The 24,133-nt window shown below is 64.0% G+C and carries 21 protein-coding genes; 12 read left to right on the forward strand and 9 right to left on the reverse strand.

Translation table 11 applies throughout. The annotated features are described in order from the left end of the window. Position 1: 1 nt before the first annotated feature. Positions 2 to 1,366, reverse strand: coding sequence for an NAD(P)-binding domain-containing protein (locus tag BA190_RS05445; protein ID WP_068283738.1), 1,365 nt, complete (start codon positions 1,364 to 1,366; stop codon positions 2 to 4). A gap of 450 nt (positions 1,367 to 1,816) precedes the next feature. Between BA190_RS05445 and BA190_RS05450 the strand changes: the two genes are divergently transcribed. Together BA190_RS05450 and BA190_RS05455 are read left to right on the forward strand one after the other, a co-directional pair. Continuing rightward, positions 1,817 to 2,023: a DUF1674 domain-containing protein gene (locus tag BA190_RS05450; RefSeq protein WP_068283741.1), complete on the forward strand. Its 207-nt coding sequence runs from the start codon at positions 1,817 to 1,819 to the stop codon at positions 2,021 to 2,023. A gap of 210 nt (positions 2,024 to 2,233) precedes the next feature. Next, positions 2,234 to 2,470: a hypothetical protein gene (locus tag BA190_RS05455; RefSeq protein WP_068283744.1), complete on the forward strand. Its 237-nt coding sequence runs from the start codon at positions 2,234 to 2,236 to the stop codon at positions 2,468 to 2,470. Positions 2,471 to 2,521: 51 nt separating this feature from the next. Here BA190_RS05455 and BA190_RS35710 read toward each other — a convergent pair whose 3' ends face one another. Further along, on the reverse strand, positions 2,522 to 2,851 hold the full coding sequence (locus BA190_RS35710; protein ID WP_156771367.1) for a hypothetical protein: 330 nt from the start codon (positions 2,849 to 2,851) through the stop codon (positions 2,522 to 2,524). A 296-nt stretch (positions 2,852 to 3,147) separates the two neighbouring features. Here BA190_RS35710 and BA190_RS05460 point away from each other — a divergent pair, with 296 nt between their 5' ends. The 5 genes from BA190_RS05460 to gyrB all read left to right on the forward strand — a co-directional run bounded on the left by BA190_RS05460 (position 3,148) and on the right by gyrB (position 11,323). Continuing rightward, positions 3,148 to 5,628, forward strand: a complete 2,481-nt coding sequence (locus BA190_RS05460) for a PAS-domain containing protein (protein ID WP_245314562.1) — start codon at positions 3,148 to 3,150, stop codon at positions 5,626 to 5,628. 181 nt (positions 5,629 to 5,809) lie between these two features. Then, positions 5,810 to 7,342: a tRNA (adenosine(37)-N6)-threonylcarbamoyltransferase complex ATPase subunit type 1 TsaE gene (gene tsaE / locus BA190_RS05465; RefSeq protein WP_068283751.1), complete on the forward strand. Its 1,533-nt coding sequence runs from the start codon at positions 5,810 to 5,812 to the stop codon at positions 7,340 to 7,342. After that, entirely contained in the window at positions 7,339 to 8,061 is a 723-nt protein-coding gene (locus BA190_RS05470) for a nucleotidyltransferase family protein (protein ID WP_068283757.1), read from the forward strand. Before tsaE ends, BA190_RS05470 begins: the two co-directional genes overlap by 4 nt. 101 nt (positions 8,062 to 8,162) lie before the next feature. Then, positions 8,163 to 8,780, forward strand: a complete 618-nt coding sequence (locus BA190_RS05475) for a LysE family translocator (protein ID WP_068283760.1) — start codon at positions 8,163 to 8,165, stop codon at positions 8,778 to 8,780. Positions 8,781 to 8,896: 116 nt separating this feature from the next. Beyond that, complete coding sequence (gene gyrB, locus BA190_RS05480) at positions 8,897 to 11,323, forward strand: DNA topoisomerase (ATP-hydrolyzing) subunit B (protein ID WP_068283764.1); 2,427 nt, start codon at positions 8,897 to 8,899, stop codon at positions 11,321 to 11,323. A gap of 106 nt (positions 11,324 to 11,429) precedes the next feature. On the opposite strand, the gene BA190_RS05485 is transcribed toward gyrB, so the two are convergent. Then, the gene (locus tag BA190_RS05485) at positions 11,430 to 11,927 is read right to left on the reverse strand and encodes a DinB family protein (protein ID WP_068283767.1); all 498 of its coding nucleotides are present in this window, start codon (positions 11,925 to 11,927) and stop codon (positions 11,430 to 11,432) included. Between the two features lie 449 nt (positions 11,928 to 12,376). Between BA190_RS05485 and BA190_RS05490 the strand changes: the two genes are divergently transcribed. The 4 genes from BA190_RS05490 (at position 12,377) to BA190_RS05505 (ending at position 16,930) form a co-directional block, all read left to right on the forward strand. Then, a complete protein-coding gene (locus BA190_RS05490) occupies positions 12,377 to 13,327 on the forward strand; it encodes a phosphoribosylaminoimidazolesuccinocarboxamide synthase (protein WP_068283771.1) in 951 nt (316 codons plus the stop codon). A gap of 714 nt (positions 13,328 to 14,041) precedes the next feature. Next, a complete protein-coding gene (locus BA190_RS05495) occupies positions 14,042 to 15,115 on the forward strand; it encodes an acyltransferase (protein ID WP_082979472.1) in 1,074 nt (357 codons plus the stop codon). A 460-nt stretch (positions 15,116 to 15,575) separates the two neighbouring features. Beyond that, positions 15,576 to 15,806, forward strand: a complete 231-nt coding sequence (locus BA190_RS05500) for a RodZ family helix-turn-helix domain-containing protein (protein ID WP_156771368.1) — start codon at positions 15,576 to 15,578, stop codon at positions 15,804 to 15,806. Positions 15,807 to 16,198: 392 nt separating this feature from the next. Then, a complete protein-coding gene (locus tag BA190_RS05505) occupies positions 16,199 to 16,930 on the forward strand; it encodes a glycerophosphoryl diester phosphodiesterase (protein ID WP_068283935.1) in 732 nt (243 codons plus the stop codon). Between the two features lie 4 nt (positions 16,931 to 16,934). Here the strand turns inward: BA190_RS05505 and BA190_RS05510 are convergent, their stop codons facing one another. The 5 genes from BA190_RS05510 to BA190_RS05530 form a co-directional block, all read right to left on the reverse strand. Next, positions 16,935 to 17,678 carry an MBL fold metallo-hydrolase gene (locus tag BA190_RS05510; protein WP_068283774.1) on the reverse strand — a complete coding sequence of 248 codons (744 nt, stop codon included), beginning with the start codon at positions 17,676 to 17,678 and terminating at the stop codon, positions 16,935 to 16,937. 272 nt (positions 17,679 to 17,950) lie between these two features. After that, positions 17,951 to 19,027 (reverse strand): ABC transporter ATP-binding protein, encoded by a 1,077-nt coding sequence (locus tag BA190_RS37165; protein ID WP_068283781.1) that lies wholly within the window; start codon positions 19,025 to 19,027, stop codon positions 17,951 to 17,953. Positions 19,028 to 19,040: 13 nt separating this feature from the next. Beyond that, positions 19,041 to 19,832: an ABC transporter permease gene (locus BA190_RS05520; protein WP_068283783.1), complete on the reverse strand. Its 792-nt coding sequence runs from the start codon at positions 19,830 to 19,832 to the stop codon at positions 19,041 to 19,043. Between the two features lie 2 nt (positions 19,833 to 19,834). Further along, positions 19,835 to 20,698, reverse strand: coding sequence for an ABC transporter permease (locus BA190_RS05525; protein WP_068283786.1), 864 nt, complete (start codon positions 20,696 to 20,698; stop codon positions 19,835 to 19,837). Positions 20,699 to 20,793: 95 nt separating this feature from the next. Continuing rightward, positions 20,794 to 21,879: a spermidine/putrescine ABC transporter substrate-binding protein gene (locus BA190_RS05530; RefSeq protein WP_068283792.1), complete on the reverse strand. Its 1,086-nt coding sequence runs from the start codon at positions 21,877 to 21,879 to the stop codon at positions 20,794 to 20,796. Between the two features lie 108 nt (positions 21,880 to 21,987). Here BA190_RS05530 and BA190_RS05535 point away from each other — a divergent pair, with 108 nt between their 5' ends. After that, positions 21,988 to 22,611 (forward strand): TetR/AcrR family transcriptional regulator, encoded by a 624-nt coding sequence (locus BA190_RS05535; protein WP_068283794.1) that lies wholly within the window; start codon positions 21,988 to 21,990, stop codon positions 22,609 to 22,611. A 46-nt stretch (positions 22,612 to 22,657) separates the two neighbouring features. On the opposite strand, the gene BA190_RS05540 is transcribed toward BA190_RS05535, so the two are convergent. Next, on the reverse strand, positions 22,658 to 23,866 hold the full coding sequence (locus BA190_RS05540) for an MFS transporter (RefSeq protein ID WP_068283942.1): 1,209 nt from the start codon (positions 23,864 to 23,866) through the stop codon (positions 22,658 to 22,660). Positions 23,867 to 24,133: the final 267 nt, after the last annotated feature.

A 24,133-nucleotide genomic window follows, 5' to 3' on the forward strand; every position in this document is an offset into this window, starting at 1 on the left:
CTTACGCTACCTTGGTGGCCGCCTCCGGCTCGGTGCGCAGATAGGTTTCCATGCTGTCGTCGAGCGCCTCGACCCAGCGCGTATGGTGCTTGGGCGCCATGGTGCCGGTCATCAGCGAGCGATAGCCATGGTCGCGGAAGCCCATGATGTCCTCCATCTTGTGGTGCTCCCACTCCATGAAGGTCTTGTTGGTGTTCTCGATGTCGAACTGCGGATAGTCGGTCTCGGCCAGCAGCTCCTTCACATAGTCGCCCTGGAACCAGATCATCTGCTCGGCATTTTCGAGGGTTTCCTCGCGAGCACGCCAGGCGTCAAAATTGGCCTGAAGCTCGGCTTCCGGCGGCAGATTGATACGGCCCATGATCACGTCGCGGGCCCACCAGGCCTGCACGTCGAACATGTTGAAGGTGTAGAACTGATCCTGCATGCCGATATAGAAGAGCTGCGGGTTCTTGTCGAAGATCACGCCCTTGTAGAGGTGGTCGGCCCAGAGCCGGTTGGCCGTCTTCAGGCGCAGGTCATCCGGCAGGAACGGGAAGTGGTGCTGGTAGCCGGTGCACAGGATCAGCGCGTCGACTTCCTTGCTGGAGCCATCGGCGAAATAGGCCGTACGGTTTTCCAGGCGCTGCAGCAGCGGGCGCTCTTCGAAATTGGCCGGCCATTTGAAGCCCATCGGCTTGGAACGGTAGCTGGTGGTCACCGATTTGGCGCCGTATTTCCAGCATTGCGAACCGATGTCCTCGGCCGAATAGGAACGGCCGACAAGCAGGATGTCCTTGCCCTTGAATTCCAGGGCGTCGCGGAAGTCGTGTGCATGCAGCACGCGGCCGTTGAAGCTCTTCACGCCTTCGAAATAGGGCACGTTCGGCGTGGAGAAGTGGCCGGAAGCCACCACGACATAGTCGAACTCCTCGTCATACATGCGGTCTTCGGTGCGCTCATGGGCGGTCACCGTGAACTTTTTGGTGGCTTCGTCGAAACGCACCATGCGCACCGGCGTGTTGAAGCGCACCCATTTGCGCACATCCGCCTTCTCGACACGGCCCTTGATGTAGTCCCACAGCACGGCGCGCGGCGGGTAGGACGGGATCGGCTTGCCGAAATGCTCCTCGAAAGAGTAGTCGGCGAATTCCAGGCATTCCTTGGGGCCGTTCGACCAGAGATAGCGGTACATGCTGCCATGCACCGGCTCGCCATGTTCGTCCAGGCCCGTGCGCCAGGTGTAGTTCCACAGGCCCCCCCAGTCCGACTGCTTTTCGAAGCAGACGATTTCGGGAATGGCGGCACCCTTGCGGGCGGCCGATTGGAAGGCGCGGAGCTGCGCCAAGCCCGAGGGACCGGCACCGATGACGGCTACTCTTGTCATATATTCTTCCCCTCTGCCGATATGGCGGTTGGTTTGAGCGTCTGGATTTCTGTAGTTATTGGCGCTCCGCCAGCCTCCTCCGAAGCCGCCGTAGCACGCCTTGGCCGCCGTTGGCCTGAGGGGACCTGCCCGCATGGTGGCGGATGGGAGATGCCTGCCAACATGCAATCCAAGTCCCGCAGACTTCACTGCGGATAATATTTATTTCCTGACTATAATCTCACCTGCCGCCATGACAAGTCGGCTCTTCGTTTTTTTGATCCGGGCATCCATCTATGGGAAGCCTGCAATGCGGACATGCCAGCCCGGTATCGTGAACCTTGGTTCCCAAAGGTCAAGTCTCATCGCGCGTTGCCCGCAGGCGAGGTACGCCTCGGCGCCGCCCGTGTAACCGAGGCAGTTTTCATAGAAGTGCTTGATCGAACATACCATATTTGCGATGGAGAACCCATGTCCGCTCCCGAATCCGACACGCCTCCCCATGCCGCGCCTGGCAAGACCTTGAGCGAAGCGGCCAAGCGCGCGCTCGCGGAGGCGGCTGAGCGCCGCAAAGCGGAAAAGCCGGCCGAGCGCCCGCGCGAGATCAATGGCCGGGACGGGCCTGAACCCGTGCGCTATGGCGACTGGGAAGTGAAGGGCATTGCTTCCGATTTTTGAAGCAGCCGCAGCCGGAGCGATCACAATTTTGCAGATCGCAAAATTGCCATAAGTATTTCTGGATTGTTTCCGGTCTATCTCTCTCGGTAAATTCGCCATCACGAATAGTTCACGCTTCATATCTCGCTCGTGAATTGCGAGACGGAGCAGTGTGCCGTAGATTCAGATCATTGCTTGTTCGCCCTCCTGAGGATTTTCAAGGAAAAAATCATGAAGATCTTTACGATTTCTACGATTGCAGCGTTTGGTATTGTCATTGCCGCTACGGCTGCCAATGCCCATGGCCGTCTCGTTACCGGGCCTGAATTGTATGGCGCACCCGCGGCGATCCAGCAGGCGGGCGAGAATGATCGCCAGATTGGCGCGAGCGACAAGAGCGCTCAGCCTCGCAAGATCCATGCCGTTCGGCATGTCACCCGTCGATTGAGCAATAGCGAGGCCTACTGAACCCGTTCGCGTCGGACGTTTCATCACCTAGGCGTAGAAAGACAGTCTTTTTCAGCCGATCATAGTGAAGCGATATTGCGCGCCGCCCCGCTTGCCGGGGCGGTTTTTTGTTGGGGCGCCGATCCCTGTTCCCTTGGCGATTTCCGCCGATGGCCGAGGTTTGTTAAGCCCGTGGTAACCATGATCGGTGCCAAGATGACGGGTCGCTTCGTCATGTCTGGTTCCTTCATCGGGAGCCTGCACCTTCAAATTTCCTTGCATAGCTGCCGAATGGCCTCTTCCGGCAGGAGTCAAGGGGAGGGTAAAGTGAACTGATTCGGGGGACGGGTTCACGGTCATGCTGATCGTGAAGCCGGGCTCCCGCGCAAGGCCGGACGTCATTCGCAATGACAGCCGGTTCCCTTTGCGGGCAGGGCCGGTCTCCATTCGGTCCGCGGTGCCTGCAAATGTGCGAGGGCGGGGCGCATCGGTGCCTGCGCCCTTGGCAGACGGGGTCGCAGCAGCCTGGTGGTTTCCGCCCGTTCGAAGGAGGGGCGAGGCCGCCGCGGTCCTGCCAACGTCGCGTTGCGTTTCAGGGTGAGCGGAACGTCATTCGCCGGCGCCTGTCCGGTACCGAAGGGATTCGTCGAAGCAAGATGCGACAGGACAGACGGCAAGGCAGGCGACAGGAAGCGGGGTTGTCGGGGAGGGCCCGGCTCTCGGCCTTGCTATGCACCGGCATTTTCCTGGCGGGCATGCTGCCGACGTCCGCCGCCCTGGCGGCCGATACCATGCCGGCGGTATCAGGCCTGTTCGGCAATCTCTCCAGCGCCGATCGCCGCATCCTCGCCATGCTGGCCCTGTTCGCGGGCCTGCTGATCCTGGCGACCGGCCTTGCCGTGTTCTATCTGCGCGCCCGCAATGCCTGGCTCAAGCGCGACCGCGCCGCCAAGGCCGAGGCGCAGGCCCTCGCCGCTCGCGCCGAGCGTGCCGAAGCCCTGCTGATGTCCGAGCCGCAGTTGATCGCGGTCTGGTCCGGCACCGAGGACCTGCCGCTGCTTTCTGGCGAATTGCCGGGGGTCACCATCTCGTCCTCCCGCCGCGGCCTGATCGGGACGGGCTGGCTCGACTATCACGATACCCGCGCGCTGGAAGAGCAGATCGCGGCGCTGCGCGGGCGCGGCGAGAGCTTTCACATGGTGGCACGCTCGCGCCATGGCGGCTATATCGAGGCGGATGGCCGTGCCATCGGCGGGCGGGCCGTGCTCCGGTTGCGCGACGTCACCGGCGACCGCCTGGAACTCGCCCGCCTCGCCGACCGGCATCGCCGCGCCAGCGAGGAGATCGAGGCGATCCGCTCCCTGCTCGACGAGGCGCCGGTGCCGCTCTGGCTGCGCAATGCCAATGACAAGCTGGTCTGGGTCAACAAGGCCTATGCCCGGGCTGTCGACGCCCAGGACGAGACCGATGTCCTCAGCGGCGACGTCGAGCTGCTCGACCGGCCGGCCCGCGAGGAGGCCAATGCTGCGCGTCACGACGGCAAGCCCTTCCTCAAGCGCGTGCCGGCGGTGGTCGGCGGCGCCAGACGCACGCTCGACGTCATCGATATCCCTTCTTCGCGCGGCTCGGCCGGCATGGCGATCGATGTGTCGGAAGTCGAGACGATGCGGGCCGATATCGGGCGCCAGATCGAGGCGCATGTGCGCACGCTCGACCAGCTCGCTACCGCCGTGGCGATCTTCGACGCCGACCAGCACCTCACCTTCTACAACGCGTCCTTTGCCGCGCTCTGGCAGCTGGATGCCGCCTTCCTCGACGGCAAGCCGACTGACAGCGAGATCCTCGACCGCCTGCGTGCCCAGCGCCGCCTGCCAGAACAGGCCGACTTCAGGGCCTGGAAATCGAAGCTGCACGAGGCCTATCGCGCTTTCGAGCCAGCCGAACACTGGTGGCACCTGCCCGATGGCCGCACCTCGCGCGTGGTCACCACGCCCAACCCGGCCGGCGGCGTCACCTATCTGTTCGAGGATGTCACCGAGCGCATCGATCTGGAGGCCCGCTACAAGGCCTTGTCGCGCGTCCAGGGCGAGACGCTGGAGAATCTGAAGGAAGGCGTCGCCGCCTTCGGCTCCGACGGCCGCCTGCGCCTGTCCAACCCGGCCTTCGCCGCGATCTGGCGGTTGCCGCAGGAGATGCTGGAGCAGCGTCCCCATATCGACGACGTGGTGTCGCGCTGCTCGGTGCTGTTCCGCGACGAGGCGGTGTGGCAGGCGCTCAAGGGCGTGATCACCTCCTTCGGCGATGCCCGCCATTCCACGGACCAGCGCATGATGCGGGTCGACGGCACGGTCATCGACGTCGCCACCGTGCCGCTGCCGGATGGCGGTACGCTGGCCACCTTCACCGACGTCACCGATTCGGTGAATTTCGAGAACGCCCTGGTCGAGAAGAACGAGGCGCTGGAGGAAGCCGCCCGCCTCAAGAACGACTTCGTCCACCATGTTTCCTACGAGCTGCGCTCGCCGCTCACCAACATCATCGGTTTCGTGCAGCTGATGGCCGATGGCGCTGCCGGGCCGCTGAACGAGAAGCAGCGCCAATATGCCGGCTACATCAAGACCTCGTCCGATGCGCTCTATGCCATCATCAACAACATCCTCGACCTCGCCACCATCGATGCCGGCGCGATGACGCTGGACCTCGGCAAGGTCGACATCCGCGAAGCCATGCAGGGCGTGGCCGAGGCGGTGCAGCCGCGCCTGGCCGAGACCGGCGTCCGGCTGGAGATGAAGGCGAGCCAGGCGATCGGCAATTTCGAGGCCGATGGCCAGCGCGTGCGCCAGGTGCTGTTCAACCTGCTCTCCAACGCCATCGGCTTCTCGCAGGCCGGGGGCACCGTGACGCTCTCGGCCCTGCGCAAGGGCCAGGAGATCGTCTTCCGGGTCGAGGATCGCGGTCGCGGCATTTCCCAGGCGGTGATCGACCGCGTCTTCGACCGTTTCGAATCGCATGGCGGCTCAAGCGGCCATCGCGGCGTCGGCCTCGGCCTGTCCATCGTGCGCTCCTTCGTGGAACTGCATGGAGGCACGGTCGAGCTGGTCTCCGAGGAGGGCCGCGGTACCATCGTCACCTGTCGCTTCCCGGTCGACGCCTCCGTTCACAGGGAGGCGGCCGAATGAGAGGCCGGGGTCATCCCGGACGCGGCGCAATATGCAATATTGTGCCGCAGATCCGGGATCGCATGACAAACAAGTCTCACATCCAGAGCGGTCCCGGATCTGCGAAGCGTCGCTGCGCGCCGCCGTACACAAGCAAAAGCTTGTGTGGATACGTCCGGGATGACATTAAAGGCCCAGCCCATTGACCGATCTCCTGACCCACCAATGGACCGTCGACCTGCCGAGCGAAGCGGCGACCGAGCTGCTGGCCCGTGACCTGGCGGCGACGCTGCGGGCCGGCGATCTCGTTACCCTGTCGGGCGATCTCGGTGCCGGCAAGACCGCCTTTGCCCGCGCCCTGATCAGGGAGATCGCCGAGGATCCGGAGCTGGAAGTCTCCAGTCCCACCTTCACGCTGATCCAGCTCTACGACACGCCGACCTTCCCGATCGTGCACGCCGATCTCTATCGTATCGGCCATGCCAGCGAGCTGGACGAACTGGGTTGGGACGAGGCGCCCGACGGCGCGCTGGTGCTGGTCGAATGGCCCGAGAAGGCCGGTGAGACGCTTCCCGCCGACCGGCTCGACATCCGTTTCGTGCATGCCGGCCGCAGCGAGACCGCCCGGCGCGCGACGCTGACGGGGACGGGCGATTGGTCCGCCCGGCTGCGCCGCTTTTCCCAGACCGGCGATTTCCTGCGCCATGCTGGCTGGCAGGATGCGGCGCGCGAACATGTCCAGGGCGACGCCTCGACCCGTTCCTATGCCCGGCTGAGGCGTGGGCAGAACACGGTGATCCTGATGAATTCGCCGGCCCGGACCGACCGCACGCCGGTGCGCTATGGCAAGACCTACAGCCAGATCGCCCATATCTCCCAGGATGTGAAGCCCTTCGTGGCGATGGCCAGGGGCTTGGCGGAACGCGGCTTTTCGGCCCCGCAGATCCTCAAGGAAGATCTGCTGCACGGCCTGCTCCTGCTGGAGGATTTCGGCACGGACTTCATTGCCGAGGACGGCAAGCCGGTGGCCGAGCGCTATGGCGTGGCCGTCGACCTGCTCGCCCACCTGCACGGCATGGAGCTGCCGGATACGCTGCCGGTCGCTTCCGCCATCAACCACAAGATCCCGTCCTTCGACCATGGCGCCCTCGATATCGAGGTCGAGCTGCTGATCGAATGGTACATGCCGATGATCGGCGCGCCGCAATTGTCGCAGCGCAACCGCGACCATTTCACGGCGCTTTGGCGCTCGGCACTCGCACCGGTCGTCAAGGGCGAGCAGAGCTGGCTGCTGCGTGACGTCCACTCGCCGAACCTGATGTGGCTGCCCCGGCGCGAGGGCATCAAGCGCATCGGCTTGCTCGACTTCCAGGATGCGATGATCGGCCCGCCTGCCTATGACGTGGCCTCGCTCTGCCTCGATGCGCGGGTGAGCTTGGACCAGGAGCTCGAGCTCCAGCTGCTGACGCGCTATGTGAAGGCGCGCCGCGGCGCCGATGCCGCTTTCGATCCTGCCGGCTTCGCACGCGCCTATGCGGTGATGGCGGCCCAGCGCAACACCAAGCTGCTCGGCCTGTTCGCCCGCCTCGACAAGCGCGACGGCAAGCCCGCTTATCTCAAGCACATCCCGCGCATCCGCGCCTATCTCGACCGTGCTTTGGCCCATCCCACCTTGGCCGACCTCAGGGAATGGTTCGAGACCTTCGTCTTCGCGATAGAAGCCAGAGTATCATGACCCGCCCCTTTTCGACCGCCATGCTGCTGGCCGCCGGGCTCGGCAAGCGCATGCGTCCACTGACCGACGTCCGGCCCAAGCCGTTGATCGAGATCGCAGGCAAGCCGCTGATCGATCACGTGCTCGACCGCCTCGCAGCATCGGGCGTGGAGAAGGCGGTGGTGAACGTGCACTATCTCGCCGAGCAGATGGAAGCCCATCTTTCCGGCCGGCAGCATCCGAAGATCCTGATCTCCGACGAGCGTGCAGGCCTGCTGGATTCCGGCGGTGGCGTACGCAAGGCCCTGCCCTTGCTCGGCAAGGCGCCCTTCATCGTCTGCAATTGCGACAGCTTCTGGATCGAGGGGCCGCAGAACAATCTCGAGGCCCTCGAGGCGGCCTGGGATCCCGAACGCATGGACATCCTGATGCTGGTGGCGGCGACGGCGACCAGTATCGGCTTCGACGGCCGGGGTGACTATCATCTCGACAGCGCCGGGCTGCTCTCCCGCCGGAGAGAGAACGAGACCGCGCCCTTCGCCTATGCGGGGGTGCTGCTGATCAAGCCGGACCTGTTCGAAGGCACGCGCGAGATCTTCTCGCTGAACCGGCTGTTCGACGCGGCCGAGACCAAGGGGCGGTTGTTCGGCCGGCGGCTCGACGGCATCTGGCTGCATGTCGGCACGCCCGAAGCGGTGGGAGAGGCGGAAGCCAAGATCGCGCAGTCGGCGGTGGACTGACTGACCGCCCTTTCCCGCAAGCCTGCGGGAGGCTGGCGGCTCCGGAAAGCTTCCCACTCTGGCCGCGACCGGCTATAAAGGTCTCCCACCGGAGCCTCCCCATGCTCGATCCCACCGCCCTCGCCGTCTATGCCGGCGCGCTGTTCGTGGCCGCGGCTCTGCCGGGGCCGGGCATCGCGGCACTGGTGGCGCGCGTGCTTGGCAAGGGCGCACGCGAGAGCCTGGGCTTTGCCGTCGGCATCGCTTTGGGCGACCTGGTCTGGCTCGGTTTCGCCGCGGCGGGCCTGGCCGTGCTGGCGCAGAGCTTTTCAGGCGTCTTCCTGGCGATCAAATATGCCGGCGTCGCCTATCTGCTCTATCTGGCCTGGAAATTATGGACGACGGCGAACCTCGTCCAGGCCGTCGAGCGTGACACAAGCCGCGAGAATGGCTGGCGCAGCTTTCTGGGCGGCCTGTCGATCACCCTCGGCAACCCCAAGGTGATGGTGTTCTACACCGCGCTTCTGCCCAACCTGATCGATCTCGGCCATCTCTCGCCGGCAAGCTTCGTCGAGCTTGCCATCGCCACCGAAGCGGTGCTCGCCGCCGTGTTCGGCTTCTACATCGTCCTGGCCGGCCGGGCTCGCTCGTTGCTGACCAGCCCGCGCGCCATGCGTCTTCTGGCCAGGAGCTGCGGCACCGTGATCGCCGGCACGGCCGTGACGATCGCCACGCGATGAAAGATCGCCGTCATCCACCGATAAATATCTGATAAATCACAAAAATGTGCCGTTTTGGCATGAAATTCGGCACGGGAATCCCTATATTCCTTCCGAATCAAGGAATGAGTTGCTCAATGGCTGAACCCGCTTTGTCCGAAACGCCCGAAAATGACTACGGCGCCGACAGCATCAAGGTGCTCAAGGGCCTGGACGCGGTGCGCAAGCGCCCCGGCATGTATATCGGCGACACGGATGACGGCTCGGGCCTGCACCACATGGTCTACGAGGTCGTCGACAACGCCATCGACGAGGCGCTGGCCGGCCATGCCGACATCGTCACGGTGACGCTGAACCCCGACGGCTCGGTCACCGTTACCGACAATGGCCGCGGCATTCCCACCGCCATCCACCCCGAAGAGGGGGTTTCGGCGGCCGAAGTGATCATGACGCAGCTTCATGCCGGCGGAAAGTTCGACCAGAACTCGTACAAGGTCTCGGGCGGCCTGCACGGCGTCGGCGTCTCCGTGGTGAATGCGCTCTCCTCCAAGCTCATCTTGCGCATCTGGCGCGACGGCGGCGAGCACGTCATGAGCTTCAGCCATGGCGATGCCGATGCGCCGCTCAAGATGGTGGGCCCCGCCGGCGACAAGCGCGGCACCGAGGTGACCTTCCTGCCCTCGACCGAGACCTTCACCAAGACCGAATTCGACTATGCCACGCTGGAGCGGCGCCTGCGCGAGCTCGCCTTCCTCAATTCGGGCGTGCGCATCGTGCTGACGGATCGCCGCCATGGCGGGGAGAAGAGCGAGGAATTGATGTATGAAGGCGGCCTCGACGCCTTCGTGCGCTATCTCGACCGTTCCAAGACCGCCCTCGTGCCCGCGCCGATCTATGTGCAGGTCGAGCGCGACGGCATCGGCGTGGAAGCGGCGATGTGGTGGAACGACAGCTATCACGAGACGGTGCTGTGCTTCACCAACAACATCCCCCAGCGTGACGGCGGCACCCATCTCGCCGGCCTGCGCGGTGCGCTGACCCGCCAGGTTACCGGCTATGCCCAGTCTTCCGGCATCTCCAAGAAGGAGAAGGTGGAGATGACCGGCGACGATTGCCGCGAGGGCCTGACCTGCGTGCTCTCGGTGAAGGTGCCGGACCCCAAATTCTCGTCCCAGACCAAGGACAAGCTGGTGTCTTCCGAGGTGCGCCCGGTGGTCGAGAGCGCCATGAACGAGGCGCTGTCGACCTGGTTCGAGGAGCATCCCGCCGAGGCCAAGGTCATCGTCGGCAAGGTGGCCGAGGCTGCCGCTGCCCGCGAGGCGGCCCGCCGGGCCCGTGAACTCACCCGCCGCAAGGGCGTGCTCGACGTCGCCTCCCTGCCAGGCAAGCTTGCCGATTGCCAGGAGCGCGATCCGGCCAAGGCCGAACTCTTCATCGTCGAGGGTGACTCGGCTGGCGGCTCCGCCAAGCAGGGTCGCTCGCGCGAGTTCCAGGCCGTGCTGCCGCTGCGCGGCAAGATCCTGAACGTGGAGCGCGCGCGCTTCGACAAGATGCTGTCGTCGGAACAGATCGGTACGCTGATCACCGCGCTCGGCACCGGCATCGGTTCGGAGGAGTTCAACCCGGACAAGCTGCGCTACCACAAAATCATCATCATGACGGACGCCGACGTCGACGGCAGCCATATCCGCACGCTGCTGTTGACCTTCTTCTTCCGCCAGATGCGCGAGATCATCGATCGCGGCCATGTCTATATCGCACAGCCGCCGCTCTATAAGGTCTCCCGCGGCAAGTCCGAGCAATATCTGAAGGACGAGCGGGCGCTGGAGGACTATCTGATCGACACAGGCGTCGAGGGCTCGGTGCTGCGGCTCGGCAGCGGCGAGGAGCGGGCCGGCCAGGACCTGCGCGGCGTCATCACCGATGCGCGCACCATCCGCACCCTGCTCGGCCAGCTCCACAGCCGCTATGACCGCGTGGTCGTGGAACAGGCCGCTATCGCCGGTGCGCTGAACATCGCCGTGGTTGCCGACCCCGAGCAGGCCCAGCAGGCCGCCGACGAAACGGCGCGGCGCCTCGATGCCATTGCCGAGGAATTCGAACGCGGCTGGACCGGCCGGGTCGACAAGGGCGGCTATGTCTTCGAGCGCATGGTGCGCGGCGTCAAGGAAGCCCATACGCTCGATGCCCAGTTGCTTGCCACCGTCGATGCCCGGCTGCTCGACGAGCGTTCGACCGCGCAGCGCGAGGTCTACGGGGTTCCCGCCAGCCTTACCCGCCGCGGCGAGGAGATCGAGATCCACGGTCCCGTGGCCTTGTTCGAGACGCTGACCAATGCCGCCCGTAAGGGCCTGTCACTGCAGCGCTACAAGGGCCTGGGCGAGATGAACCCCGACCAGCTGTGGGAGACCACGCTCGACCGCAATGTCCGTTCCCTTCTGAAGGTGCAGGTCAAGGAAGTGGTCGAGGCCGAGGACATCTTCACCAAGCTGATGGGCGACATCGTCGAGCCGCGCCGCGAATTCATCCAGGACAACGCGCTGACGGCCCAGGTCGACGCCTGAGCCTCTGGCCCGGCACAATTTGCAGAAGAAGTTTGGGGGGCTGCTTCAAAAGGAAGCGGACCTTCACCTTGCACCCAAAGCCCGGCGGCGGCCGGGGCCGTGTCGGCTATGGCAGCATCTCGAGATCGGTCGGTCCTGGCTGTGTCCCTGCTGCCGTCAACATCGCGTGGACCTGGCCGCGGTGATGGGTCTGGTGGTTGAAGAGTTGGACGGCGCACAGCGCCGTTGGCTTCTCGATCCGGGTTGAACCCGCTCCCGGACGCCAGGCGACCATGCCGGCGAGGTCCGCGTCGAGCAGTTGGGCCGCCCATTCCTCGATCTCTTCGTCTCGCCGCGATCGAAGCGTCTTGAAGTCATCCCAGTCCGATGGGCTGGTGAGAGAGTGCTTGATGTGTTCCTCCGGGCGCTCATTCCCTTTCAAGCGCTGCAGGATCAGGGCATCGGCCCAATAGAGATGGTTCAACGTCGCCGCGATCGATTGGAAGAAGGCGCCTCGATCCTTCCAGCGATCCGCAGGCGTGAGCTTGTCGGCGGCAGCGAGCTGGGAGGCGTTCTGCCAGCTGTTGTACCGGGCCATGAGGCGGCAATAGGCAGCTGAGATCATCGTTTCAGGCTCCAAGGGCTGAGGGCCGCTGGTTGCGGATCGAGAGCTGGCACAAGCAGGGACCGCCGGCGCGCAAGCGGACCGTTGATCCGGGCAGGCCAAGCGAATGCAGGGATGGCAGAGGAGAGAGGGAGGGAAGGGGCGGTTTGCTCTGAAGCCGCCAAAGTCGCGCCTAGTCATCCGGCGTTCGATAGGCCTGAGGCCTCATGGACTGGTTTGACCTGTCCTTGGCTGAGTCTATGGGCTCAGTCATCGAAACGGATCCGGTTCCCCATGATCCGTTGCCATCTATAATAGCAGAACTTCGGTGCAAGTTGAACCCTGGAATCACCGCCCGAAGTCCACGTCCGGGAATCGCCTGACGCGGCCCGTAGCGAGGCGGACGGCGGGTGTGACAGGACGGGCTGGCCGTGCCATAAGCGATTTTCCCATTTCGACACGGTTACGCCATGCCAGATATTGCCGCCCTGCAAGATGCCTTCATCTCGGAATTGCCGAACTACTATCGTGGCAAGGTCAGGGAGAACTATGATCTTGCCGACGGGCGCCGCATCATCATTGCCACGGACCGGCTGAGCGCCTTCGACCGGGCGATCGCCAGCATTCCCGGCAAGGGGCAGGTGCTGACGCAGACCGCCCGCTACTGGTTCGAGCATACCGGCGACATCTGCCCCAACCATGTGCTCGACTATCCCGATCCCAATGTCGTGGTGGGGCAGAGATTGACGATCCTGCCGGTGGAAATCGTGGTGCGCGGCTATCTCGCCGGCACGACGGGGACTTCCATCCTGACCCTCTACAAACAGGGCCAGCGTGAAATGTATGGCGCGCGTTTTCCCGACGGACTGCGCGACAACCAGGCCTTGCCGCAGGCGATCATCACACCCACGAGCAAGGCCTTCGACGGGGGGCATGACGAGCCGCTTTCCGCCGATGAAATCATCGCCAAAGGCCTGCTCAGCCCGCGGCAATGGGAGGAAGTTTCCGGTTATGCCCTGGCGCTGTTCGCACGCGGCCAGGCCCTGGCGCAGGAGAAGGGGCTGATCCTGGCCGACACGAAGTATGAGTTCGGCACCGATGGCGAGGGGCGTATCATCCTGGCCGATGAAATTCATACGCCCGATTCCAGCCGATATTGGTTTGGCGCCAGCTATCCCGCCCGCTTTGCTGCCGGCGAGAAGCCCGAAAGCTTCGACAAGGATTTCGTACGCAACTGGGTCGCCGCGCGCTGCGATCCCTATAAGGAAGCGATTCCCGCCATCCCCGCCGAGCTGATCGCTGAAACCTCGAAGGTCTATATTCAGGCCTATGAGACGATAACCGGGCAAGCCTTCGAAACCCCACCCGGCGCAGAGAACCCGCTGGAGCGCATCCGTCGCAATCTCGCCCGTTATTTCTAGACCATCGTACCGGAAGACCGGCGCCGGTTCTTGGCGAATGGGACGTGATCTCAAAGTCCCGCTTCATCGGATCCGGTGAAGCGGGAAGCGAGGCCTGCTGACATCTTCCCGACCCGTCCGGGCAGGTGCCTCCGTGCGAGGGTGCAGGCTTTACTATCGCCTATGTTGTGGAGCCGGGGCAGCACTACTTGTTGGCAGGATACGGGGTAGAACGAAGATCTCCCTCCCTGGAGCAAACTTCCTGCAGGCGCGTCTGCATTGCAGGTTACTGAACTTGAGGGAATTTTCGTACGCCTTATCTCAAGAAAACAAGAATCTTTCGATGCGTATTGAATATTGTTTCTGATGACTTGAAATTACTTTTTATATGAACAGCAAAAAGGGTAATTATATATAAACTTGTTATTTTAAAGATAACGAGACATGTTGCAATTGCTGAGATCATGTGCAAATGTTCCTCTGCGTCATTATGAAATTGCAGTGCGGACGAAATGCCGGATTGCAATAAGGGCCGGCTGATGAGGCGGGTGTAGCCGGCGGCGATCAGGTGTCGCGCCGGGGCCATCACATAGTTCTGCGGCTGCGGCCGGCAGGGCGCGTGCTTCTCGAGCCCCGGAGGGCACCTCGCATCGTAAAGACGCGCGGAAACAAAGAGTTGGAACAAATAGGCGTCCAGGCGCGAGCGCGTATTGCTCTGGACAGGACGAGGTCAAGATGCGGCGTCATTCCATGTTCCCCGGCAGTCAGGCGGCCAAACCGCATTTCCTGCTGCTCGACGGTTTGCGCGGCTTCGCTGCATTTTGCGTGATGCTGATCCATCTCGGCAGCTGGCTGGCCGTGCCGTGGGTCGCGAGAAACAGCTATCTGGCGGTCGACCTGTTCTTCTGCCTCAGCGGTTATGTGCTGTCCTACGCCTATATGGGCCAGGCCCGCACGATGGACAGTTTCGAATTTCTGCGCGTCCGCCTGCTGCGCCTGCTGCCGCTGACGGTGCTCGCCCTTGCCATCAGCGCCAGCTACCTGGTCGCCCGCGGCGCCTTCGAGCACGCGCCGGTACCCTATGCCGAATTGCTGAATGCGCTGATGCTCTCCACCTTCAGCCTGCCGAATTTCAGCGCTCCCGCCGAGATCGGGGGTCCCAGTTTCTTCCCGCTGAACGCGCCGCAATACACCATCCTGCTGGAACTCACCGCGAATCTGGTGTGGTGGCGCCTGCGACACACCAATCTGGAGAAGGCGGCGGCCGCCCTTGCCTTGGCCTGCCTGTGCATTCTGATGGTCACCGGTCTGGGCGGGGATACCCCCAATACCTTCCTCTCCGGCTTTCCGCGTGTCGGCGCCTCGTTCTTCATCGGCGTCGTGCTCTACCAGATGCGCGACAGGCTGCCGGCATGGCGGGGATGGACCGTGACGTTCTGGCTGCTGGCCGGCGCAATGGCCGTCCTGTTCTTCTGGCCGGCGGAACTGCCGCGGGTCGTGCAGCTCACCTGGGTGGCGCTGCTCTCGCCCGCTCTGGTCGCCGTGGGCGCCAGGGTCCAATGCTCGGGCGGGCTTGCCGCATTCTGTTCAGCTGCAGGCACTGTATCCTACCCGCTCTACTGCCTGCATTTCCCGATCTTCTGCTGGATCAACGGCCTCTACCGTTCCTTCTTCGGGGCGCAGAATTTCTATGTCGAGGCTCCCATCGTCGCGGTCGTCGCGATCATCGCCAGTCTGCTGGCGCACTACTGCTACGATGTTCCCATTCGCCGTTATCTCAGTGCCCGGGCCAGGCGCGCGCATGCCTGATGCTTCGTCCGCTAACGCTTTGTCTGGAAAGGTTTTTGTAATTTCACCTGACTGCATCGAACCGCGACATGCCGGGGCGGCGGCAGCCCGGGCAAACGATGGCTTGATCTCTCGGGCATGAGCTGTCAGTATCCGCGCCGGGCAACCATGGCAGGCGGGGTATAATCCCGCAGCTGGTCAAAAAGCCCGATTCGCTCCTGATCCAACCAAGACTGATCAAAGGCAATACCTAAGGAAAGGGCTGTTCTCCCGAGGCCTTTTCCTGCGTTTGATCGATATTGCAAAGCTGAAACAGTAACTTAAGTAGTCCCTCGCGCAGTTGTGTGCTCGCAATGCACATGTCGCGCAGGGCGATACTTGGCAAATCGTTAATTGGAAGGCATGTTGTGCCGCCTTCACCATCCAGGACGGGAGACAAATAGCAAATCCATTTCCCCGGTTCTCAACAAGGAGGATTTATATGTCCCATACCGGAAGCGATCATACCCTTGCCCAGACCTGCACGTCCTCGGTGCCCGTCGGTACGGACCTCTTCAGGCAGGCCCGCGAAGCAAAGGGATACAGCAGGGAAGACCTCGCAGTCACCTGCGGTCTCACGGTCGATGAGATAGAAGACCTCGAACTGGGCAACAATGCCAGCCCCGCCCATCTGCGCCGCGTTGCGGCTGCACTCGGCCTGCCGAGCGAATAATCGGCTGAGCCTCCCTTCCGAACCGCCTCAAGGGCCTGATATCCCAAGCGAAGCGTAAGCTTTTCGAGGTGGTTCAACATAGCGAGCCGGTCCGAGAACCGAAAACCGATATCGCTACAGTTCATTCAATCGTCTCATGACCTAAGATTTCGGGCTGGTGTTCTCCGGGGGGTGAACCCAACCGATCCGAGATCGGCCCGAGCGATCGTCTCATGGAAAATCTGAAAAACGAAACTGCGTCCCCGCATTCCATCCGGATGCGGGGACGGCGTGCATGAACCCGCCTGTCCTTGCGTAAAGAAGTGGGGGCAGCAGGGGGCGTGATCTTGCCATTGGCGGCGCTTCGGGCCATGGAGCTTGTGATCCTCTCGATCCGCTTCTGGAGACCGACGATGCCCCTCACCCTTCCCCGTGTCATCGGGCATCGCGGCGCCGCTGCGCATGCGCCTGAGAACACGCTCGAATCGATCCGCTGTGCCGCAGCCTTTGGCGTCGCCATGGTCGAGATCGACGTGCAGCTCAGCAAGGACGAGGTGCCCGTCGTCATTCACGACGATACGCTGGAGCGTACCACCACGGGCCGGGGGCCGGTCATCGATCTCACCTGGCGGGAACTCCAGGCTCTCGATGCCGGTGCTCCCTTCGGCCGCCCTTTCACCGGTGAGCGCATTCCCGACCTGACTTCGGTGCTTGCCTTGTGCAAGGAGCTGAAGCTTGGCCTCAATGTCGAGATCAAGCCCTCGCCCGGTACCGATGTCCGCACTGCGGAAGTTGCCCTGAAGGCGATCCGTGCCTTCGGCTCGACCGGGACGCCGCTCGTGCTGTCCTCCTTCTCGGTCGAAAGCCTGGAGGCGGCGCGAGACCTCGCTCCCGATTTGCCGCGCGGCTATCTGATCTGGGACCGCCCGGCCGATTGGGCCGACATCGCCGACAGAGTCGAAGCGGCTTCCATCAATTTCGACCATGAACAAGAGACGCCCGAAAGCATCGCCGCCTACAAGGCGACGGGGCGCCCGCTGCTGTCCTACACCGTCAACACCGCCGAGCGGGCGCTGGAGCTGTTCTCCCTGGGCGTTGCCGGCGTGTTCACCGACTTTCCGGGCCGGATCCTGCGGGTGGCCTGAAGCGTCACGCCGGCGGCACGGTCCTGCCCTTGCCTTCGAGCCAGGCGCGGATCAACTGGCGGTAGCGCGCACCGTCGAAGCTCGGGAAATGCCCGCCATGCACGGTGCGGACGGGCAGGCGCAGCAATCGTTCCATCGAGGCCACATAGTCCTGCGCATTGGCGTGGTAGGTGTCCTCGATCAAGGGGCCGTCATAGAGGATGTCGCCGGAAAACAGCGTCGCCGTACGGGCCTCCCATAGCGCGATGCCGCCCGGCGAATGGCCCGGCGTGTGGATGACCTCGAAGACGCGGTCGCCGAGATCGATGACGTCGCCGTCCTCCAGAATTCGGGTAGCCGGTGCCCGCTTCACCGCATAACAGGCCGAGCAATAGGGCTCCGGCGGCAGGGCATCGAAGATCTCGTCGGTGACATAGGGATCGGCCAGGGTGTTCTGCCGGGTCGGATTGGCGAGGAGGTCCGCTTCGGCGGCATGCACCGCCCGGCATTCGAACTCGTGATGGCAGCCGATATGGTCGAAATGAGTGTGGCTCGCCACCGCGATCAGGTCGCGCTCGGTGACCACAGGCACCCATTCGCGCAGGGAGACGACGCCCATGCCGCTGTCGACCAGCATGTCGCGGTCACGCCCGCGGACATGCCAGATGTTGCAGCGATAGAACTCCTGGATATAGGGCTCGCCGATGGCCGTGACGTCGTCGTCGAGACGCCGCATTTCATACCATTTGTCGGGGCTGATCCGCTGCATCGGGTGCCTTTTCATCTTGCCCTGTTATTTGCCTAACCAATGCTGTCCGAGTTGCGCTGCCCCTCACCCTTACCCTCTCCCCGTAAACGGGGCGAGGGGGACCTCGACGATGCGTTCGTTCGAAAACCGTATCATCTCGCCCAACCACCGGGCGAGACGAAAGGCCTGAGGATCGATCGCGGCGCCTGTACCCCCTCGCCCCGCTCTTGCGGGGAGAGGATAGAGGTGAGGGGCTGCGCGACCTCTCAAATGGGGTGAGCAATCACTTCCTGTCAGGACAAGATCACCACATCATCGGGCTTGACGGCTAGCGCCAGGGACTGGTCCTCGGCCAGGTGGGCCGATTGCGGCAGATGCGCCACCAGGGCCGGCCCGGCGGCAGGCTGGAGATGGCAGCGATAATGCGTGCCGAAGAAGGCGCCGCCCGTGACCCTGGCCTCGCCCAGCGAGACCATCGGCCCCTGCTCGCCCGCCGTCGGCCGGAAATGCTCGGGCCGGATGCACAGCGTCACCGCGCTTTTCCTGCGGGGCTCGCCCGCGGTAAAGCCGGCGCTGGGCAGCACGAGGCTGCCGAGGGCCGTGTCGATGCTGATATGATCGCCGTGGAGATCGGCGACCTCGCCGGCGATGAAATTGGCCTCGCCCATGAAGCCGGCCGAGAACAGCGAGCGCGGCCGCATATAGACCGTGGCGGGCGGGCCGACATCCTCGATATGGCCTGCATTCATCACCACGATGCGGTCGGCGATCGCCATCGCCTCCTCCTGGTCGTGGGTGACATGGACGAAGGTGGTGCCCACCCGCTTCTGGATCGCCTTCAATTCGTCCTGCATCTGGCGCCGCAGCTTGAGGTCGAGCGCCCCGAGCGGCTCGTCGAGCAGCAGCACGTCGGGGTCGACGGCGAGCGCCCGGGCGAGGGCGACGCGCTGGCGCTGGCCGCCCGACAATTCATGCGGTTTCTTGGCGGCAGCCTTGTCGAGGCCGACCAGGGCGAGATAGCCGAGCGCCTTCTCGTCGCGCTCCGCCCGGCCCATGCCGCGCATGCGCAGCCCGAAGCCGACATTGTCGATCAGGCGCATATGCGGGAAGAGGGCATAGTCCTGGAACATGGTGGTGGTCGGCCGCCGCGCCGGCGGCACATTCGTCATGTCCTGGCCGCCGATCAGCACCTGCCCGGAGCTCGGCGTCAGGAAGCCGCCCAGGATCGAGAGCAGGGTGGTCTTGCCGCAGCCGGAGGGGCCGAGCAGCACGATGAACTCGCCGGCCGCGATCTCGAGGCTGACATCGTCGAGGGCGGTGAAGGCGCCGAAGGTCTTGCTGGCATTGCGGACGGAAACCGAGGCGGTCATGATTTCGGGTCTTTCATGATTTCTTGGCCCTTCCGAAGACGGCGAGTTCGACGACAACCAGCACCAGGATGGAGATGAGGAAGACCAACGAGCCGATGGCGTTGGTCTTGGGATTGAGGCCGGAGCGCAGCAGGTTCCAGATCTCGACGGGCAGCGTGACGTCGAAGCGCGAGAGCAGGAAGGCGATGATGAACTCGTCCCAGCTGAAGGTGACGGACAGGAAGAAGGCGGCGAGGATCGAGGGGGCGAGCATCGGGGCGGTGACCAGCGCCATTACCTTGAGGTCGCTGGCGCCGAGGTCGCGGGCCGCGCGCTCGATATTGATGTGGTGGTCGCCCATCGAGGAATAGATGATGGCAAAGCAGAGCGGCAAATTGATCACCACATGGCCGATACCGACCGTCCACAGCGAGAGCGGCAAATGCAAGGCGTTCAGCACCGTTAGCAGGCCGAGCGCGATGATGAGATAGCTCACCGTCATCGGGGCGATCAAAAGGCCCCGCTGCAGCGCCGAGCCCGGCAGCCTGTAGCGCGCCAGCGCATAGGCGGCGAGGAAGCCGAGCAGGCAGGCGACGATCGAGGAGCCGATGCCCACCATGAGGGAATTGAGCATGGCGGCCATCAGCTTGCCGTCGGCGAACACCGCCCGGTACCATTGCAGGGAGGCGCCGTTGAAGGGCGGTACCGGCAGGCGCCCGTCCTGGAAGGAGAACAGCACCAGCACCGCCACCGGCAGGAAGATGAAGCCGAAGATCGCGATGGCATAGAGGCCGGAGAGAGCATTGCCGAGGCTCTTGCGCGTCATGCTCAGGCCCTCTCGATCTTCAGCCAGCGTGCGCAGGCGACATAGGCCAAAGTCACCACCGCCATCAGCACGATGGACAGGGTGGCGGCCATGGGCAGGTCGGCCCGGCGTCCAAGCTGGAGCATGATGATCTGCGGCAGCACCAACTCGTTGTTGCCGCCGAGGATCTGCGGGGTGACATAATCGCCGATGCAGAGCACGAAGGTGAGGAAGGCGCCGGTCATGATGCCGGGCAGGGTGAGCGGCAGCACCACGTGCCAGAAGGTCTGCAACCCGTTGGCGCCGAGATCGGCCGCCGCCCGCCGGTAGTTCGGGGAGAGCTGGATCAGATTGGCGTAGATGGTCAGCGTCAGCAGCATCACGAAGAAATGCACGAAGCCGATCACGGTGGCGGTGCGCGTCGAGGCGAGGTCGAGCGGCTCGGCGATCACGCCGAGCGCCAGCAGGGCCTGGTTGATCACGCCGGCCTTGGAAAGCACCAGCAGCCAGGCGTAGGAGCGCACCACATAGGAGGTCCAGAACGGCAGCACGGCCAGGATGAGGGCGAGGCGCTGATAGCGCTTGGGCACGCGCTCGGCGATGATCCAGGCGAGGGGATAGGCGAGCAGCACGGAGAGCACGGTCACCATCGCCGTGATCTCCAGCGAATTGACCAGGCCCTTGAGCAGGGACTCCTTCTGGAGGAAGGCGAGGTAGTTGTTCAGGTCCCAGCTCTGGACGATCTGGCCGCCTTGCAGCGACCACAGGCTCATCGCCGCCATGAAGCCGAAGGGCACGACGAAGAAGGCCAGCGTCCAGCCGAGCGCCGGCAGGACGAAGCCCCAGGCCTTGCGGCGCTCGGCCGCTTCGAGGCTGGATGCGGTCATGGTGGTGTCCCCTGGGAGCGCGGGCATCCTGCCCGCTCTTGGAACCGTGCTGCTTGCAAGAAGGGAAGAGCGGACTGGAAGTCCGCGCTCCAGCCTCACTGCTGCATCATGTCGGTCCAGGCGTCCTGCATCTTTTTGTCGAGCTCGGGATTGGGCGCGGGATAGAGCTGGGCCTTGGCGAGATAGCCGGCCTGGTCGTTCCAGCGCAGCGCCGCCTTCTGGGCATCGGTCAGGTGGTCACCAGCCTTCTTGTTGGCGGGCATCGCCCAGTAGCAGGAAGAGGTGGCGAGGCGCGCCTGCCCGTCCGGGCTGAGGATGTACTGCACGAATTTCAGGGCGAGATCCTTGTGGGCGGCATCCTTCATCACCCCGATGGACTGTGCCCAGCGCACGGCGCCCTGGTCCGGCACGGTCCAGTCGAGATTGGGCTTTTCGGCTGCGAGCGCGGCGGTGATCCATTCGCCGCCGCCGACCAGGATGTCGACCTCGCCGGTGGCCAGCGCCGTCTGCGAAGCAGTGACCTCGCTGACCTGCTTGGAGACCTTCTTCATGGCGGCGAGCTTGTCCTGGATGGCCGGCAGGTCGGCCTCCGACAACTCGGCCGTCTTCTTGCCGAGGCCGATTTGAACCAGGCCCATCACCGGCAGGTAATAGTCATAGATGGCGATGCGACCCTTGTACTTGTCGGACCACATCACGCTGAGGTCCTTCATGTCCTTCGGGTCGACCTTGGTCTTGTCGTAGGAGATCGTGTTGTAGCCGAACTTCTCGGTGGCGGCGTAGATCTTGCCATCCTTGGCGTTCTGCGCCTCCATGCGCACTTCCGGGAAGGTGTCGGCGAGCGGCAGGGCGTCGGCCGGCATTTCGGCGAGAAGGTTCTGGTCGACGGCGCGCTTGACGTCGATGGCGTCGATCACCAGCACGTCCCAGTCGCCAGGACGGGACTGGGCGATGATGGAAAGGCCCGCGCCGGTGCCTTCATAGGTCTTCAGGTTGACCTTGACGTTGTTGGCCTTCTCGAAGGGCTCGATCAGGGCCGGGTCGGTGTGATCGCACCAGACCAGGGCGTTGAGCTCGTCGGCGGCACGGGCGGATACCGTGGCGGAGAGGCCGGTCATGCCGGCGAGAGCGGAGGCGAGGAGGAGACGGCGCGCGAGGGCGCGGCTTGCGGGCGATGTCATGGTTTACCTCTGGCTGGCGGCACGTCTTGATGGTGCTCTAATAAAGAAATTGAGTGAGTTCATTTTTTAAGTCAATATCAATTTTAGAACACGTTCAGAGGATGCGAGATGGCGGGGCTACGCGCAAAGCAGAAGGCGGACAGGAACCGGCGCATCCTGGAGGCCGCCACCCGCCTCTTCCGCGAGGGGGGCTATGACAGCGCGCGGATCGAGGACATCGCCGAACTTGCCGAGGTCTCGGTCGGCACGCTCTACAATTACTACCAGAACAAGGGCGACATCCTGCTCGCTGCCGTCACCATGGAGGTGGAGGAGGTGCTCGAGGCCGGGCGCCGGATCGTGGCCAATCCGCCGCCGACCGTGCAGGCAGCCCTGCAGGCGCTGATCGCGCAATATTACGACCATTCCCTGGTCTATCTGTCCAAGGAGATGTGGCGGGTCGCCATGGCGCTGTCGATCCAGCAGCCCGACAGCCCGTTCAGCCGGCGCTATACCGAGCTCGACCGCCGCCTGTGCGGCCAGGTCTCCAGCCTGGTCCTGACCCTGCAGAAGCGCGGCGCCGTGCGCGCGGATGTCGATGCGGCGGCGGCCGGGGAAATGTTCTTCAACAATCTCAATCTGATGTTCATCGAATTCGCCAAGGACGAGGCGATGCCGCTGGATGCGCTGAAGGCCCAGGTCGAACGGCAGAACCGGCCGCTGTCGGGGTTGATCGCAGGCGGGCAGGCTTGAGCGCGACAACCTTCTCCCGCAAGGGGAGAAGGGAACTGGTCCTCACTTAGTTCTCGACCTGAACCACCTTGTCCTGCCCCGCTTCCAGGGCGCTCCAGGCGGCGACGAGGGCGAAGGCGATGAACAGCAGCGTCGGCGCGGCGAAGCTGCCGGTGATGCCGCGCAGCAGGCCGGCAAGCAGCGGGCCGAAGCCGGCGATGATATAGCCGAAGCCCTGCGCCATGCCGGACAGGCGGGCCGCGACATGCGCATCGGGTGAGCGCAGGATGATCAGCGTCATCGCCACGGCGATCAGGCCGCCCTGGCCGATGCCGCAGAAGATGGCGCCGATCCAGGTGAGCGACAAGGGCAGCCAGTAGCAGCCGGCAAAGCCGACAGCGCCGCAGGCAAGCAGGGCAAGGCAGACGAGACGCTGGTCGCGCCCGCGCATGGCCAGGGGTGGCGTCGCCAGGCAGGCCAGCATCTGCACCACCACGGAGCCAGACACCAGGAGGCCGGCACTGGTGCCTTCCATGCCGCGGTCGCGCAGCATCGGTGCCATCCAGCCGAAGACGATATAGGCCATGGCCGATTGCAGGCCCATGAACAGCGTGACCTTCCAGGCGAGCCTGTCGCGAAACAGCCCCTTCACGGCCGGCTTGGCAGAGGCGTGGTCATGGCCCGCTCGGAGGGCCTGCGGTACCCAGATCACGGCCGCCGCGAGCGCCGGCACGCCCCATAGGGCCAGCGCGGCAGGCCAATTGCCCGACAGCGCCTTTTCGAGCGGCACGGTAAAGGCCGCGGCGGCTGCCGCGCTGCCGCACAGCGCCATGGTGTAGAGCCCCGTCATCAGGGCGATCTGCCTGGGGAAGTCGCGCTTGACCAGCCCGGGCAGCAGCACGTTGATCATGGCGATGCCGGCTCCTGCCAGGAAGGAACCGACGAAGAGGAAAGGCGCCTGGCCGAGGCCGCGCAAACCCGTGCCGAGCGCGATAGTCAGCATGGAGGCGAGGATGACGCGCTCCGCCGAGAAGCGCCGGGCGAGACTGGGAGCCGGGAAGGAGAAGATGCCGAGGCAGACCACCGGCAGCGTGGTCAGTACGCTCGACCACAAGGAGTTGAGGCCGGTATCGCGCACGATTTCCGGCAGGACCGTCGACAAGCTGGAGAACACCGCCCTGAGGTTGGCGGCAATCAGCACCAGGCTGACACCGAGCAGGATGCGTGCCGCCAGGCTCGCCCCACTGGGCTCCGGACCTTCCTCGACATCGATCAGCGGCTCTCCCGGCGGCTGATGAAGCTGCGGATGGCGTTCCTGGGAATCCGCAGAAGGCCGGAGCTGATTCTCAAAGGATCTGTCGGTCAAAGAATGTTCGATTCGAAATGGAGAAAATCGGGGCAGCCTGGATCGGAAAGCGGCGCGAATACCCTTATCAATAAAGAGATCGGCCAAGGCGCTCAACCATCCTGCGTCCCGATGCATGCAGGGGAGGCATGCGCCAAAACGCGGCAGGCCGTCGGCCTCTGTCCTGCTTGCCCGGCC

It is taken from the genome of Labrys sp. WJW (assembly GCF_001676615.1).
In the GTDB taxonomy this organism is placed as follows: domain Bacteria; phylum Pseudomonadota; class Alphaproteobacteria; order Rhizobiales; family Labraceae; genus Labrys; species Labrys sedimenti.